Origin of the sequence: Catellatospora methionotrophica (assembly GCF_011297335.1) — a bacterium.
GTDB lineage: Bacteria > Actinomycetota > Actinomycetes > Mycobacteriales > Micromonosporaceae > Catellatospora > Catellatospora methionotrophica.
In genome coordinates this window covers 554,174-569,303 of record NZ_JAAOTJ010000002.1, presented here as the reverse complement: position 1 = coordinate 569,303, position 15,130 = coordinate 554,174, and the positions used below count along the sequence as shown (strand labels likewise).

The 15,130-nt window shown below is 71.2% G+C and carries 16 protein-coding genes; 10 read left to right on the top strand and 6 right to left on the bottom strand.

The window, feature by feature from the left end; genetic code table 11:
- The first annotated feature begins 36 nt into the window (after nt 1–36).
- Genes HAV40_RS09850 through HAV40_RS09840 form a run of 3 tightly spaced genes read left to right on the top strand, consistent with a single transcriptional unit; the run spans nt 37 to nt 3,133 of the window.
- Nucleotides 37–1,344: an amidohydrolase family protein gene (locus HAV40_RS09850; RefSeq protein ID WP_166380554.1), complete on the top strand. Its 1,308-nt coding sequence runs from the start codon at nt 37–39 to the stop codon at nt 1,342–1,344.
- A complete protein-coding gene (locus HAV40_RS09845; RefSeq protein WP_203670865.1) occupies nt 1,341–2,408 on the top strand; it encodes a dipeptidase in 1,068 nt (355 codons plus the stop codon). Before HAV40_RS09850 ends, HAV40_RS09845 begins: the two co-directional genes overlap by 4 nt.
- Before the next feature lie 56 nt (nt 2,409–2,464).
- Nucleotides 2,465–3,133: a class I SAM-dependent methyltransferase gene (locus HAV40_RS09840; RefSeq protein ID WP_166380553.1), complete on the top strand. Its 669-nt coding sequence runs from the start codon at nt 2,465–2,467 to the stop codon at nt 3,131–3,133.
- A 9-nt stretch (nt 3,134–3,142) separates the two neighbouring features.
- On the opposite strand, the gene HAV40_RS09835 is transcribed toward HAV40_RS09840, so the two are convergent.
- Nucleotides 3,143–3,724, bottom strand: a complete 582-nt coding sequence (locus HAV40_RS09835; RefSeq protein WP_166380552.1) for a dihydrofolate reductase family protein — start codon at nt 3,722–3,724, stop codon at nt 3,143–3,145.
- Nucleotides 3,725–3,789: 65 nt separating this feature from the next.
- Complete coding sequence (locus tag HAV40_RS09830; RefSeq protein WP_239085667.1) at nt 3,790–4,629, bottom strand: helix-turn-helix domain-containing protein; 840 nt, start codon at nt 4,627–4,629, stop codon at nt 3,790–3,792.
- A gap of 205 nt (nt 4,630–4,834) precedes the next feature.
- Here HAV40_RS09830 and HAV40_RS38375 point away from each other — a divergent pair, with 205 nt between their 5' ends.
- Nucleotides 4,835–6,202 (top strand): ricin-type beta-trefoil lectin domain protein, encoded by a 1,368-nt coding sequence (locus HAV40_RS38375; RefSeq protein WP_166380551.1) that lies wholly within the window; start codon nt 4,835–4,837, stop codon nt 6,200–6,202.
- 498 nt (nt 6,203–6,700) lie between these two features.
- Nucleotides 6,701–7,747: a TerC family protein gene (locus HAV40_RS09820; RefSeq protein ID WP_166380550.1), complete on the top strand. Its 1,047-nt coding sequence runs from the start codon at nt 6,701–6,703 to the stop codon at nt 7,745–7,747.
- Between the two features lie 191 nt (nt 7,748–7,938).
- Here HAV40_RS09820 and HAV40_RS39170 read toward each other — a convergent pair whose 3' ends face one another.
- Together HAV40_RS39170 and HAV40_RS09810 are read right to left on the bottom strand one after the other, a co-directional pair.
- On the bottom strand, nt 7,939–8,319 hold the full coding sequence (locus HAV40_RS39170) for a DUF6924 domain-containing protein (protein ID WP_409364915.1): 381 nt from the start codon (nt 8,317–8,319) through the stop codon (nt 7,939–7,941).
- Nucleotides 8,316–8,864, bottom strand: coding sequence for a hypothetical protein (locus tag HAV40_RS09810; protein ID WP_239085668.1), 549 nt, complete (start codon nt 8,862–8,864; stop codon nt 8,316–8,318). The genes HAV40_RS39170 and HAV40_RS09810 overlap by 4 nt, the downstream gene beginning before the upstream one ends.
- Before the next feature lie 100 nt (nt 8,865–8,964).
- Between HAV40_RS09810 and HAV40_RS09805 the strand changes: the two genes are divergently transcribed.
- Nucleotides 8,965–9,462: a hypothetical protein gene (locus HAV40_RS09805; RefSeq protein ID WP_166380548.1), complete on the top strand. Its 498-nt coding sequence runs from the start codon at nt 8,965–8,967 to the stop codon at nt 9,460–9,462.
- Nucleotides 9,463–9,500: 38 nt separating this feature from the next.
- Here HAV40_RS09805 and HAV40_RS09800 read toward each other — a convergent pair whose 3' ends face one another.
- Both HAV40_RS09800 and HAV40_RS09795 read right to left on the bottom strand, forming a co-directional pair.
- Nucleotides 9,501–10,067 carry a hypothetical protein gene (locus HAV40_RS09800; protein ID WP_166380547.1) on the bottom strand — a complete coding sequence of 189 codons (567 nt, stop codon included), beginning with the start codon at nt 10,065–10,067 and terminating at the stop codon, nt 9,501–9,503.
- A 41-nt stretch (nt 10,068–10,108) separates the two neighbouring features.
- Nucleotides 10,109–10,582 (bottom strand): DUF5997 family protein, encoded by a 474-nt coding sequence (locus tag HAV40_RS09795; protein WP_239085669.1) that lies wholly within the window; start codon nt 10,580–10,582, stop codon nt 10,109–10,111.
- 167 nt (nt 10,583–10,749) lie between these two features.
- On the opposite strand from HAV40_RS09795, the gene HAV40_RS09790 reads away from it, so the two are divergent.
- The 4 genes from HAV40_RS09790 to HAV40_RS09775 all read left to right on the top strand — a co-directional run bounded on the left by HAV40_RS09790 (nt 10,750) and on the right by HAV40_RS09775 (nt 15,091).
- Nucleotides 10,750–11,499 (top strand): LysR family substrate-binding domain-containing protein, encoded by a 750-nt coding sequence (locus HAV40_RS09790; RefSeq protein WP_239085670.1) that lies wholly within the window; start codon nt 10,750–10,752, stop codon nt 11,497–11,499.
- An 87-nt stretch (nt 11,500–11,586) separates the two neighbouring features.
- Nucleotides 11,587–12,783, top strand: coding sequence for an MFS transporter (locus HAV40_RS09785; RefSeq protein ID WP_166380546.1), 1,197 nt, complete (start codon nt 11,587–11,589; stop codon nt 12,781–12,783).
- A 23-nt stretch (nt 12,784–12,806) separates the two neighbouring features.
- Entirely contained in the window at nt 12,807–13,187 is a 381-nt protein-coding gene (locus tag HAV40_RS09780; protein ID WP_166380545.1) for a DUF1304 domain-containing protein, read from the top strand.
- A gap of 149 nt (nt 13,188–13,336) precedes the next feature.
- The gene (locus HAV40_RS09775; protein ID WP_166380544.1) at nt 13,337–15,091 is read left to right on the top strand and encodes a DEAD/DEAH box helicase; all 1,755 of its coding nucleotides are present in this window, start codon (nt 13,337–13,339) and stop codon (nt 15,089–15,091) included.
- The last annotated feature ends 39 nt before the right edge of the window (nt 15,092–15,130 follow it).

The following is a 15,130-nucleotide window of genomic DNA, read 5'->3' as shown; positions in this document are numbered from 1 at the left end:
ATACAGACGTTACATCTGCTGTAACAAGGAGCACCGATGGCCCACGTCGACGAGCCCGCGCCGACCCCGTACGCCCCACCCGAGACCGGCACGGTCACCGCGTACCGCAACGCGACGCTCATCGACGGCACCGGCGGCCCGGCCCGGCCGGGCACCACGATCGTGGTCGACGGCGACGTGATCATCGAGGTCGTCCCGGACGGCGACGCCACCGTGCCCGACGGCGTGGCGTCCGTCGACGTCGGCGGCCTGTACGTCATCCCCGGCCTGATCGACTCCCACCAGCACCTGGCCACCCCGCCGAACCGGCCGGTCGCCGAGGCGGTGCTGCGGCGGCAGGTGTACGGCGGCGTCACCGCGATCCGCGACATGGCCGACGACCTGCGCCAGATCGCCGACCTGACCCGCGCGACCCGGATCGGCGAGATCCCCGGCCCCGACATCGCCTACGCGTCGCTGATGGCCGGTCCCACCTTCTTCGACGACCCGCGCACCTGGCAGGTGTCGCAGGGCGGCACCCCCGGCCACGTGCCGTGGATGCAGGCGATCGACGACGACACCGACCTGCCGCTCGCGGTCGCGATGGCCCGCGGCACCCACGCCACGGCCATCAAGGTGTACGCCGAACTGCCCGGCGCGACCGTCGCCGCGATCACCGCCGAGGCCAAACGCCAGGGCATCGGCGTATGGGCGCACGCCGCCGTGTTCCCGGCCACGCCCGCTCAGGTCGTCGCGTCCGGCGTGGACGCCGTCTCGCACGTGACGCTGCTCGCCCAGGAGACCGCCGACGAGCCGCTGACCTCGTACAAGACGAAAGCGCCGGTGGATGTCGAACGTCTGGTGCGCGACGGCGACCAGCGCCTCGACGCCCTCTACGCGCTGATGCGCCAGCGCGGCACCGTACTGGACGCGACCGGCAGCATGTGGACGTGGATGGCCGAGCAGGCCGACGACGCCGAGGGCAAGGCCCGCGCGATGGCCAACGACGCGCTGTCGGCGAAGCTCACCGGCGACGCGTACCGCGCGGGGGTGCTCGTGTCGACGGGCACCGACTACGAGACCGACCCCAAGCACCCGTTCCCGTCCCTGCACGCCGAGATGGCCTTCCTCGCCGACCGCTGCGGCATCCCCGCCGAGGAGGTCATCCGCTGCGCGACGCAGGTCGGCGCGATCAGCATGGGCGCGCAGGACACCATGGGCACCGTCGAGGCGGGCAAACTCGCCAACTTCGTCGTGCTGGCCCGCGACCCGCGCGCGGACATGGCCAACCTGGGCAGCATCGAGTACACCGTCAAGCGCGGCCGCCGCTTCGAGCGCGGCGACTTCCGGAAGGACGAGCAGTGAGCACCGACTACATGATCATCAACGCGCTGGGCATCCTCGACAACCCCAACGCCGAGCACTCCCTGGCCGCCGCGCACAAGCTCGTCCAGGACAGCGACGACCTCACCATCGACGCCCGCACCCTCGCCGACGCGCACGCCTCCGGCCTCACCGCCGTCAACATCACCCTCGGCTACACCATGGGCGACGCCGAACCGTACAGCCACACCCTGCGCGAGATCGACGTCTGGGACCGCTTCGTCGCCGACAACCCCGCCGACCTGGTCAAGGTGCTCACCGCCGACGACATCCGCGCCGCCCACCGCGACAGCAGGGTCGGCATCATCTACGGCTTCCAGAACGCGGTCGCCGTCGGCGACGACCCCACCCGCATCGCCCAGTTCCACCACCTGGGCGTACGCGTCATCCAGCTCACCTACAACCAGGCCAACCACATCGGCGACGGCTCGATGGCACCCGGCAACCGCGGCCTGTCCGCGTTCGGGCACGAGGTCGTCGAAGCACTGTGCGACAGCCGGATCATGGTCGACCTGTCGCACAGCGGCGAGAACACCTGCCTGGAGGCCACCCGGGCGGCGAAGCTGCCGGTGTCCATCAACCACACCGGCTGCCGCGCCCTGGTCGACCTGCCCCGCAACAAGACCGACGAGGAGCTGCGGCTGGTCGCCGAACGCGGCGGCTTCGTCGGCATCTACTTCATGCCGTTCGTCAACGCCACCGGCCACGCCCGCGCCGCCGACGTCGTCAACCACATCGCACACGCGGTCAACGTGTGCGGCGAGGACTTCGTCGGCATCGGCACCGACGGCACCGTGACCTCCATCGACGACCTCGACGGCTACCGGGCGCAGCTCGCCGAGCACGTCGCGCACCGGCAGGCCGCGGGTGTCGGCGCGGCCGGCGAGCGCGCCGACACGTTCCCGTTCGTCGAGGACCTGCGCGGTGTGGACCAGTTCCACCAGCTGATCCGCCTGCTGGAGCAGCGCGGTTTCAACTCGACCCGGATCGAGAAGATCATGGGCCGCAACTTCCTCGACTACGCCGACCGCGTCTGGGCCGCCTGACGCCCACAGCGAACGGGGACCGCGTCCGCGCGGTCCCCGACGTAGCGTCGCACAGCATGGGGACGACGACCGCCGCGTACGACGCGCACGCCGACTGGTACAACGACTTCATGTCCCCCGCCGCGGGCGAATACCTGCGGCGGGTCCACGCCACGCTCGGTGACCTGCTGGGTCAGGGTGACGGCGTATGCCTGGACGTGTGCTGCGGCACCGGTGCGCACGCGCGCGCCGTCGCGGGTCTGGGATGGACCTCGGTCGGGGTGGACCTCTCGGCCGGGCAGCTGCGGCACGCCGCGCACCGGCTGCCGGTCGCGGTCGCCGACGCGGCCCGGCTCCCGTTCGCCGACGGTGCGCTGACCGCCGCCGTATGTGTGCTGGCCAGCACCGATGTGCCCGACTACGGTGCGGTGATCGCCGACATCGGACGCGTGCTGCGGCCCGGTGGCCGGTTCGTGCACCTGGGCGTGCACCCGTGCTTCATCGGCGCGTTCGCCGACTGGAGCGACCGGACCCGCGTCGCCGTCGACGAGCGCTACGCCGACCGGCAGCACACCTTCGAGACCTGGAACCCGCACGGCGTACGCGCCCGCGTCGGCGGCTGGCACATCCCGCTCGCCGACCTGCTCAACGCGGTCACCGCCGCCGGTCTGCGGCTCGAACGCGTCGCCGAGTCCGGCAGCGGCGGCGTGCCGGACCTGTTCGGCCTCGCCGCCGTCAAACACTGACCCGGGCGGTCAGCGGCGCACCCGGTAACGCAGGTGAAGCACCCGGTCGCCCTGAATCACCACGTCCGGATCGGCCAGCAGGTGCTGCGCGTCGACCGACCCGAAGAAGCGCTTGCCGGACCCGAACACGACGGGTACGACGTCCATGCGCACCTCGTCGACCAGGCCCGCGGCGAGCACCTGGCCGCCGACCTCACCAGCGGCGACCTCGACGGTGCGGTCACCCGCGAGCTCCTGCGCCCTGGCCACGGCCGCCGCGACGCCGTCGACGAAGTGAAACGGGGCCGCCGGGTCCCAGCCCTCAGGCGCCGGCCGGTGCGTCACGACGACCACGTGGTCGATCCCGCCCGGAGGCTTGCCGTCCCAGCCGTCGGTCATGTCGAAGACATGGCGGCCGACGACCGTCACCCCGATCTCGTCCCAGTACGGCCGGACGTAGTCGTAGGACGTCTGCGACACCTTCAACACGCCGCTGTCGTCCAGCGGGACGTCACCGCTGGACAGCCAGTCGAACAGCGGCCCGGGCTGATCGTCTCCGTCCGCGACGAAGCCGTCCACCGACACCGAGCTGTACATGACCACCTTGCCCACCGGGCACTCCTCTACTGTCGGATAAGCCAAGCTAGCGTGCCGCAGGCTGCCGCTCTTGTAAGAAATCAATCGGCGGGCAGCGGCCACCCGTCCAGCACATGGCCGGGATGCTCGCGCATGAACCGCCGCCGGACCTCGGCGTACCGCGTCGGGGTGAGCCCCGTGAACGCCCGGAACTCGTGGCCGAAGTGGGCCTGGTCGAAGTAGCCCGCGCCACAGGCGATCTCGCTCCAGTCGATCGGCCCCGCGGGGTCGAGCGCGAGCACGATGGCGGCGAAGCGGTGGGCGCGGGCCAGCCGCTTCGGCGTGACACCGACGAGCTCCTTGAACCGCCGCGCCAGATGAGTGCTGCTGACACCGGCCGCCACGGTCAGGTCACCGATCGCCACCGCCCCGCCGGTCGCCGCGAGAACGCCGCTCGTATGGCGGACCAGCCCCAGACCAGCGGTGTCGCCCAGCCGCCGCGCCAGCTCCTCCTCCAGCAGCGTCAGCATCGCGTGCGGCCCGTCCGCCGAGGCCAGCCGGTCCCGGAGCTCGGCTACGGCGGCCCGGCCCCAGACCTGCTCGATGGTCACCGGCCGGTCACACAGTTCGGCCGCGGGCATCGACAGGAACGGCGCCAGCCCCCACGGCTTGACGTGCACGCCGACGGACCGGGTCCAGGACGGGTAGCTGAACTCCAGCGCGCGGGTCGGCGTGGTGACCACGCATCCGTCGGCGTACTCGGCCGCCCCGACGTCGGTGCCGGCGCGGATGCGAAACGGCGCCCCGAGGTTGACGATGAGCAGCGCGGCCGGCATCGGCGGCAGCATCAGCCGGGCGTACGGCGGCGCACCCGCCAGGTAGTAGAGGTCGTCGATCAGCCCGTCCAGCGGCGGCCGCGGCACTCTCGACACGTACTCCACGCCCACAGCATCGCCGACACCCGACTGCCCTCGCCCGCCGGGCTGGCTGGTCCGACCCGCGCTTTGGCATGGCAACTTATTGACAACAAGGTTTTCAGTCAATCACCATGTGAGAGCGCTCTCACATCCGCCCCAGTGAGGGACTCGAACGGGCACTTCCGTCCTCGCACGACTTCCGCCCCTGCTCGAGAAGGGCACCATCGCTGTGGAGATTCACCAAGAACCCGCACCCCGCACGCCCCGTGGCCGCGCTGCGAACCGAGCGCTGTCACGCGGCCGGCGCCTCCTGATCCTCCTCGCCGCGGCCGTCACCGCGCTCGTCGGCAGCACGGTCGTCCAGCAGCAGCCCGCACACGCCGCCTGGAACCTCGTGTGGGCCGACGAATTCAACGGGTCCGGCGCGCCCAGCAGCGCCAACTGGAACTACAACGTCGGCAACGGCCTCAACCCCGGCCTCAATACCTTCGACGGCTGGGGCAACGGCGAGTGGGAGTGGTACCGCCCCGAGAACTGCTCGCAGTCCGGCGGCAACCTCGTGATGCGTGCCAACTGGCTCACGACGCCCATCGTGGTCAACGGCCGCAACTTCTACCAGACGTCGTGCCGCATGACGACGGACACGAAGAGGTCCTTCCAGTACGGCCGCATCGAGGCGCGCATGGCGCTCCCGACCGCCACCGGCTCGTGGCCGGCTTTCTGGATGCTCGGTGACTCGTGCGACGAGTCGTCCACGAGCGCCTACAACCCGGCGCAGACCTACTACGACCGCCTGCCCACCAACTGGGCCAGTTGCGGCGAGGTCGACATCATGGAACACGCGAACGCGAACGCGACCGTCACGAACAACATCTTCTGGGATGTGCGGACCGGCGTGTTCCCGTGGACAGCGGGTCAGAACGCCAACTACGTCGCGAACCCCGCCGTCAACAACCCTGCGGCCTTCCACGTCTATGCGATCGAGTGGACGGCCGCGCAGATCCGCTGGTACGTCGACGGTGTGCAGACGCACGTGATCGACACGACACCAGCGACATTGGAGGAGTTCCGCAAGCCGTTCCACGTCATCTTTAACCTGGCGCTGGGCGGCACCTACCCTGGACAGAACCCCGTGCAGGGCCAGTTCCCGCTCACCGCATTGATCGACTACGTGCGCTACTACCAGGACGGCGGGGGCACGGGCGGATCCGCGACGCAGATCAACGGGCCGGGCGGCAAGTGCGTGGACGTGTCCGGAAACGACACGGGTGGCAATGGCGCGGCCGTGCAGCTGTGGACGTGCCAGGGCTCTGCTGCTTCCAAGGACCAGCAGTGGAGCCGGGACGGCCAGACCCTGCGGACGCTGGGTCGGTGCCTCGACGTCAACGGCGCGGGTACGGCCAACGGCACGCAGGTGCAGCTCTGGGACTGCAACGGCAGCGGCGCACAGAACTGGGTCCAGGAAGGTAACCGGTTGCGCAACCCGAACTCCAACAGGTGCCTGGACTCTCCGTCAGGCTCGACAGCGGACGGCGCGCGACTGCAGATCTGGGATTGCAACGGATCGGCCGCGCAGTACTTCGTGAAGGCCGCGTGACGGCTGGCCGCGGGGCACGCTGACGGTCAGGGCGCGGGAGCGGACAGCCTCCCGCGCCCTTTCCGCGCGCTCCGGACGCTAGGAGTCGCCATCTGAAGGTCGCTCGGGCGATGAGGCGCACAGGATTTACTGGGCAGTCTCCTGTCAGTGGCGCCTCAGCCAACGGTCGTCTCTTCCCTGACCAGCCGAGCCCAACAGCGCGATGCCGGAAATGATCGCACACGCCACGAACAACAGGGTGATCACCAATTCGATCATCGTCCCCTCCAACGCATAACCTCGCTCTTCCCACGATCACCTCTTGGCCCGACCTCGGCAAGCACATCAGCCCCACCCGCCACCCTCAGCAAACTCACAGGTCGTGGCAGTAACGTCATCTCTCGAGGGGAGTACCTCGACAGATCGTCCCGGTCAGTACGGTCGGCCATCCGGCCCCGGGCGGTCGCTCGCGTCATGCGGGTGAGGGAGACCTCAGACGTACATGTCTGGAGTCTCGTCATGCCTGTCGAAGCCGCTGCCGCATCCCTGAACACCATCGGCACCCCCTGGCTCTGGGCCGCCACCATCCTGGGCCTGCTCGGGCTCCTCGCGGTCGACTTCGTGATCACCCGCCGCCCGCACGCGGTCAGCATGCGCGAGGCGATCGGCTGGACCGTCTTCTACCTCGCCCTGCCGATCGCCTTCGGCTTCTTCGTATGGGCACGCTTCGGCGGCACACCCGCGGCCGAGTTCTTCACCGGTTACGTCGTGGAGAAGTCGCTGTCGGTAGACAACCTGTTCGTGTTCATGCTGCTGCTGGCCGCGTTCGCGGTGCCCGCGCAGCTGGCCCAGCGGGTGCTGCTGTACGGCATCGTCGGCGCGCTCGTCCTGCGGGCGATCTTCATCGCGCTCGGCGCCGCCGTGCTGCAGACCGGCACCTGGGCGTTCGTGCTGTTCGGGGCCATCCTGCTGATCACCGCGGTCAAGGTGATGCGCGACGCGGTTCGTGGTGGCGAGCACGAAATCGACATCGACCAGATGCGCAGCGTACGGCTGCTGCGCCGGTTCATGCCGGTCACCCAGGAGTACCACGGCTCGCGCCTGACGGTCATCCGTGACGGCGCACGCACGCTGACCCCGATGGCCCTGGTCGTCGCCGCCGTCTTCATGACCGACATCGTGTTCGCCGTCGACTCCGTGCCCGCCGTCTACGGCGTGACCGAGGACCCCTACCTCGTCTTCGCCACCAACGCCTTCGCCCTGCTGGGCCTGCGTGCCCTGTACTTCGTCCTGCACAACGCGCTGAGCAGCCTGCGCTACCTCAACCACGGCCTGGCGCTGATCCTCGCCTTCATCGGTGTCAAGCTCGTGCTGCACTGGGCGCACGGCGTCTGGCCCGCACTGCCCGAGGTGCCGACCCTGCTGTCCCTGGGCATCATCATCGGTGTGCTGGTCATCGTCACCCTGGCCAGCATCGCCGCCAACCGCCGCGACGCCCGCGCGCTCGCCGCAGCGGCCCCGGACGAGCAGAGCGAGACCCGCTCCCCCGCCGAAACGAACCACTGAGCCGCCCGGCCGCGCGCCGCGGAGCCGACACGGCCCGCAGCGCGCGGCCGGTAACGTGCGACGTCGTTCGCATCCGCGAGAAGTGCAGATGTAGTGGGCGTCGGCTTCAAGACCGATTGGATCGCCGTCCGGGACGCCTCCCCCGACGATGTCGCCGCCGCGCTGAGCCTCGACTGCGAGCCTTTTGCAGGTCACCTGCTGTCGAAGCCCCGAAACGTGCCGGACTCGTCTGCAGCGTCTGCGAAATCTGCGAAGTCCAGATTCGCGATGCTCAGATTGGTGGAGACGTCGGGGAACCAGCGCGGTGGCAACCGGAAGGAACGCCCGGGTTCGTCGAAGAGGTCTACCGCCAGCAGCCGGTGCTCCTCGTCAGTCATGCAGACGGCATCGGCCAGGAACAAGTAGGTGACCTTGTCCTCGTCGTCGGCTGAGGCGTCTGCCTCCGCAAGTGCCTGGATCGATACGTCGGCGAACGCCGGATCGCTGACGTATGTCGCGCAGCGGTGTCCGCCGGAGTCGTCGGACCCCGTCGCGGCGCTGGCCGCCTGCTGATCGGCGAGGGCCGGTTTCAGGCCGGGTTCGGGCCGCCGGTCGCGAACAGGTCGCCCTGGTCGGCCGCGGCGAGGTCGACGCCGCTGTGCGCGGGCGCGGGCCGGGCCGCGACCGGTGCGGAGAAGACCCGGTGCCCGGAAGCGTCTTTGCGTGCGCTGACCTCGCAGGTCACCAGCCGCACGCTTCCGTCGGGAACGGTGAACGGGCCGGTCCCCCAGCGCAGCCAGACCGCGACCCGGCCCTCGGCCGCCTCGGCGGTCAGCTTCTCCAGGGTGCGGCGGCGCTCCGACCGGTCGATCTCGATCACGATCGGGGATTCACCGCCCGCGCGGGCGACACCCACGTCGACCCAGGAGTGCCGGTCCTCGTACGGCGCGGGCAGTTTCACCACGCTGCGGGCTCGGCGGTAGACCCGCCAGCCCTGCACTCTCCCCCAGGCCAGCACGGTCTCGGTCAGCGCCTCGGTGACCTGGTCGACGTCGAGGTCCACGAACGCCACCGTGGCGAGCCATGCCTGCAGCGAGCCCGCGATCCGATCCGCGTCGTCTACCGCACCGCTGCCCACCGGCCCACCTTAGCCGTTCAGCAGATGATCCACTTCACGGCTCCGTCGAGCGCAGCGGAGCGGGGCAGTGCGGGCGGCCGCGTTGGTGCACCATGTGCTCATGCGGCGCTGGCGTAGGCCATACGACATGGAGGCCGGACTGGCCAGTGCGGTGCAGGTGCTGGTCTTCACCGGTGTCGGGACGCTGTTCTGCCTGATAGACCTGCTGGCAGGCGCCCACCGATTCGGCGTCTACGTGCTCGTCTGGGTGCTGACCGCGTTGGCGGCGCGGGCGGCGCTGGTCGGCGTATACGTGAGCCCCGCCGCGATCAGGATCCGCCTGTTCTGGACGACGCACACGGTGCCCTGGGCCGAGGTCATGAGCATCGACACCACTCCTCGCGGCTACAGCGGACACGAGACGATCCGGCTCATGCGGCGCGGGTGGGTCATCATCGTGACCCCGATCCGTCGCGGGCCGCCGGGCATCTGGCGGCCGATCATGCATGCCACCCAGCGCGGAAGCCTGACCACGCGCGTCCTGCCACCCCGCGAGTTCGAGCAGCTCGTGAACGCGCTCACCACCACCTGGCACGACGCTGTCGGGGCCGAGCCCTGAGACAGCACATGGGACCCAACCCGACGCCACGTGGCGGGTCAGCGAGGCGGCAGTGCCGTGTTCATCGCTCGCACGAACTTGCCGACGTACGCGGCGAACTCGTCCTGCTCCCACGCGGTGCCCGGCTCGAAGCGATCGACCAGTAGCAGGTACTGGCCGAACCTGGCCTGATACATCCAGTAGAGGCAGCCGCCTCCGCGCTCGACGACGCACCAGCCCGCCTGCTGGTCGGGGCCGTCGACGTGGAATGCGACGGAGTAAGGCGAGGACTCGAAGTCGTCGGCCGCGTCGTCGGCCAGGTCGCCGGAGACGAACGCCCAGGTGGCCGCGTACGGCGATGAGTACGCGGTGACGGTGACACCGACGGTGTCGCTGCCGTCGTGCCAGCTGAAAGCCGCGTCGCCGTTCGGCAGGACCGGCGATCCGGAAGCCGCTGGACGCCACCGGCTCGACGACATGCCCGAGGACACCGCGATTGTCTCGGCCAGCTCGGCGACCGTGGTCGCCGGGCGCTCCGAGGCGCCTAGCTCGTGGGCGCATCCACCGATGATCCCGACGAGCGCGACCATGCTGACGAGAACCACGGCGCTTCGACGCCTGGACATCCGGCCCCGGATCCCGCCCGTGACCCGCGCCGGGCTGGGCATCAGCGACGCGGGGACCGGCCGCCGCGGCTGCTCGGGCTCTGGCGGCGGGCGGGCTTGGCCGCCTTCGCGGGCTTGGCCGGCACGGTCACCTTGTCGGTTCCGTCCTGCTTGCGCTCCTCGAGCCGCCGCTGCTCGCGCAGGGTCTCGGCGTGGGTCGCGCGCTCCTGGACCAGCCACTCCGGCGGGTTGGCGGCCAGGTCCGCGATCTGGGCGGTGGTCAGCGCCTCGGTGATGCCCGCGCGGGCCAGCCCGCTGTTGGAGATCCGCAGCCGCGCGGCGACCACGTTGCGCGGGTGGGGGCCTTCGCGGCGCAGGTCGGCCAGCCACTGCGGAGGGTTGCGCTGCAGCTCGTCGAGGTCCTCACGCGACACCATGCCGTCCTGGAACTCCTGCGGCGTGGCAGGCAGGTAGATGTCGAGCTTCAGCGCCGCCGTGGCGGGCTTCATCAGCTGGGACTTCTTCGGCTTGGTCACCGCGTCAGCGTAGCGGCCCGGCGGCGGGCCGGGCCGCTCACCCCTGGGCGGGGTGCCGCCTGTCACCGGTCCGGGGTCCGGCCGCCCGGTACCCTGACCAGGTTGCGCCTGAGATCAGCGCGGCCCGATCGCCGGTGTCCGACCGGTCCACGCTCCGGAGGTAACCCGTGCCCGATGATCGCCCTCCCGCGACGTTCCGCCTGCTGGTCGTGCCCGGCGTCACCATGGACAAGTGGAGCCGGGTCTGGGCCGAGCGGCAGCCCGAGGTGGCGCTGGAGGTGGTCCCGGTGGAGGCCGCGCACGCCGCCGCGCTGCTGACCGGCGAGGCCGAGGCCGGTCTGCTGCGGCTGCCCGTCGACCAGGACGATTTCCACGCCATTCCGCTGTACACCGAGGCGACGGTGGTCGTCGTGCCGCGTGAACACATGGTCGCCGCCGCCGACGAGGTCACGCTCGCCGACCTGGCCGACGAGACGCTGCTGCTGCCCGAGGACGACGTGATCGGCTGGCCGGACGCCGCGGCGATGCCCGGCACGGTGGCCGCGCACCGGCCCGCGACCACGGCCGAGGCGGTCGAGCTGGTGGCCGCCGAGGTCGGCGTGCTCGTCGTGCCGCAGTCGCTGGCCCGCCTGCACCACCGCCGTGACCTCACCTACCGCGTGCTCACCGACGCCCCGGCCTCCGGGGTGGGGCTGGTGTGGTCCCGCGACCGGTACACCGAGCTGGTCGAGGAGATGATCGGTGTGGTGCGCGGGCGGACCGCGAACAGCACCCGCGGCCGGGCCCCGACGCCCGCCGAGCCGCGCACTGCCGCGCGTAAACCGGCCGAGGGCGCGAACCGTGGCAAGGCCACACCGGGGCGTACGGGTGGCGTACGGCGCGGCGGCGGCACCCCGCCGAAACGGCGCGGCCGCTGACGGCGGCGTGCGCCCGGCACGGTGGCCGACCGGCGGGTGGCTGCCGCCCGGCGGACGGCCGGGTAGCCGATCAGGCATGATCGCGAAGTGAAGTCTTCCGTCACCCCGATCCGCCTGTCGGTGCTCGCCCTGTCCTACTTCGCGTTCATCAGCCTGGGGCTGCCCGACGGCCTGCTCGGCGTGGCCTGGCCGTCGATGAGCGCCGACCTGGACGTGCCCCGGGAGACGATCGGCCTGCTGCTGATCCCGTCCACCTGCGGTTATCTGATCTCCAGCGTGACGGCCGGGTTCGTGCTGTCGAAACTCGGCGTGGGCCGGCTGCTGGCGGGCAGCACCGCGCTGGCCAGCCTGGCGCTGTTCGGGTACGCCCTGTCGCCCGCGTTCGCGTTCACGATGGCCGCGGCGCTGTTCGCCGGGTTCGCGGGCGGCGCGATCGACGCGGGCCTCAACGCGTACGCGGCGTCGGCGTTCGGGCCCCGGCACATGAACTGGCTGCACGCGTTCTTCGGGCTCGGCGTCGCGATGGGACCACTGATCATGACGGCGGCGATCCAGTACGGCGACGCCTGGCGGCCCGGTTACCTGGTCGTCGCGTCCGGGCAGGCGGTGCTGGCGGTGGCGTTCGTGCTGACCGCCCGGCAGTGGGCGCGGCGGCCGGAACCCGAACAGGCCCCCCACGAGGCGCACGCCGGGCCGGTCCGGGCCCGGGACACGTTCAAGCTGCCCGCGGTCTGGTTCAGCGTGCTGACCATCGCCGTGTACGTGGCGCTGGAGGTCGGCGCCGGACTGTTCGCGTACCAGCTGCTCACCGAGGGCCGTGGGATGAGCGACGCGGTCGCGGGCGTCTGCGTGTCGCTGTACTGGGGCAGCCTGTTCGTCGGCCGGGTGCTGCAGGGCTTCGCCGCGCACCGGTTCCTGCCGGGCCGGACCGTCGTCTGGTCGATCGGCGGTATGGCCGCCGGGGCGGTGCTGGTCGCCGTGCCGGGGCCGGGCTGGCTCGCGGCGTTCGGGTTCATCGTCATCGGTTTCGCCGCAGCGGCGGTGTTCCCGCTGTTCACGCTGCTGACGGCGGAGCGGGTCGGGGCGGCTCACGCCGACCGGACCATCGGCCTGCAGATGGCGGGCGCGGGGCTCGGCGGCTCGATCATCCCGGCGATCATCGGCGTGGTCCTGGGCACCTGGGGCGTGAACGCCCTCGGGCTCAGCCTCGTGGTGCTCGCCGCCGCCCTGATCGTGGCGTACCTGGCCGCGACCCGGACCCGCCACCCGCAGCCGACCGGGTGAGCGGGTGAGCGACACTCGTGTCCATGAACGTGGTCGCTCAGGTTTTCGCCGTGCTCGCGGGTCTGCTGCATGTGCTGATCTTCACGATGGAGAGTGTGCTGTTCCGGCGGCCACAGGTGCACGGCCGGTTCCGGGTCAAGCCGCAGGACCTGGCGGCGGTCCACCCCTGGGCCTTCAACCAGGGCTTCTACAACCTGTTCCTGGGCCTGGGGGCGCTGGGCGGGGTGGTCGCCGTGCACACCGGACACCCGGTCGTCGGCGCGGCCGTCGCCCTGTTCAGCTGTGCCTGCATGCTGGGCGCGGCCGTGGTGCTGGCGGCCACCGACCGCCGGATGGCCCGCGCCGCGCTCATCCAGGGGCTGACCCCGCTGGCGGCCCTCGTCGCGGCACTGCTCGCGGGCTGATCCGGGCAGGTCAGCCGAGGTATCCGGGACGGGCGCACCGCCGAGGGCGACACGACCGGCCGGCGGGGGTGATCTGCGCAGCACACGCCCCCGAGGCCGCGATCGCAGGGTACCGTCCAGGGTGGCAGTTCTGCCCAAGTAGCGTACCGATGACCCGGAATTGTCGAGCAGAAGGCGGAACATTGAGCCAGGAGCCCTCAGCGGCCACGTCCGAAGAGACCGTCACCTTCGCCGACCTCGGCCTGCGGCCGGAGTTGACGAAGGCGCTCTCGGCGCTGGGCTACGAGGAGCCGACGCCGATCCAGCGCGAGGCGATCGGCCCGCTGCTGGCGGGCCGCGACCTGCTCGGGCAGGCCGCCACCGGCACCGGCAAGACCGCCGCGTTCGCGCTACCGGTGCTGCAGCACTGGGCTGACAGCGCCGACGGCCGGACCAGCGTCGACCCGACCGCGCTCATCCTCGTGCCCACCCGCGAGCTGGCCGTGCAGGTCTCCGAGGCGGTCCACCGCTATGGCCGCGACCTCGGCGTGCGCGTGCTGCCGATCTACGGCGGGCAGCCCATCGGGCGCCAGTTGCAGACGCTGCGCCGCGGCGTCGACATCGTGGTGGCCACGCCCGGCCGGGCGCTGGACCACATCGGCCGCGGCACGCTGCAGCTTTCCGAGCTGCGCACCGTCGTGCTCGACGAGGCCGACGAGATGCTCGACATGGGCTTCGCCGAGGACATCGAGGCGATCCTGCAGGAGACCCCGGACACCCGGCAGACGGTGCTGTTCTCCGCGACCATGCCGTCGCGGGTGGAGGGTCTGGTCAAGCGTTACCTGCGCGACGCGGCCCGGATCCAGATGGGCCGGGCGGCGCAGGCCCCGGGCGAGTCGCCGAAGGTGCGCCAGAGCGCGTACGTGGTGGCCCGCGCGCACAAGCCGGCCGCGCTCGGCCGGGTGCTCGACGTCGAGGCGCCCACCGCGGCGATCGTGTTCTGCCGCACCCGTGAAGAGGTCGACCAGCTCACCGAGACGATGAACGGCCGCGGTTACCGGGCCGAGGCGCTGCACGGCGGCATGAGCCAGGAGCAGCGCGACCGGGTCATGGGACGGCTGCGCGCCGGGACGGCCGACCTGCTGGTCGCCACCGACGTGGCCGCCCGCGGCCTGGACATCGAGCAGCTCACCCACGTGATCAACTACGACGTGCCGTCGGCTCCCGAGGCGTACGTGCACCGCATCGGCCGGGTCGGCCGGGCGGGGCGCGAGGGCGTCGCGGTGACCCTCGCGGAGCCGCGCGAGCACCGGATGCTCAAGGCGATCGAGCGGGTCACCCGCCAGCGCATCACCATGGAGAAGATCCCCAGCGTCGCCGACCTGCACGCCCGGCGGCTGGAGATGACCCGCGCGGCGATCCACGAGAGCCTGCTCGACGAGGAGAGCCTGGACCGGTTCCGGGTCGTCGTGGAGAGCCTGGCCGACGAGTTCGACATCGTCGAGGTCGCACTGGCCGCGGTGAAGGTCGCGCACGAGGCGATGGGCAACGCCCCCGACGACGAGGTGATCCCGGACATAGCCGAGCCCGTCGAGCGGCGGGAACGGCCCGGCCAGGGCGACGGGCGACCCCGTGGCGGTTCGCGTGGTCCGGCCGCCGGTGCGGTCAAGCTGTTCATCGGGCTGGGCCGGCGCAACGGCGTACGCCCGCAGGATCTGGTGGGCGCCATCGCCGGTGAGGCGGGGCTGCCGGGTCGGGACATCGGCGCGATCGAGATCGCCGACCGGTTCTCGCTGGTCGAGGTGCCCGCGGAGGCGGCTGACGACGTCATCCAGGCGCTGCGCAACGCGACGATCAAGGGCAAGCGGGTCAGCGCCCGCCGTGACCGTGACCGCGAGGACGCTCCGCGCCGCCAGCGCTGGTAGCCCCGCGCCGCCGCCGTCGGCGGCGAGCACGCTCTCCGG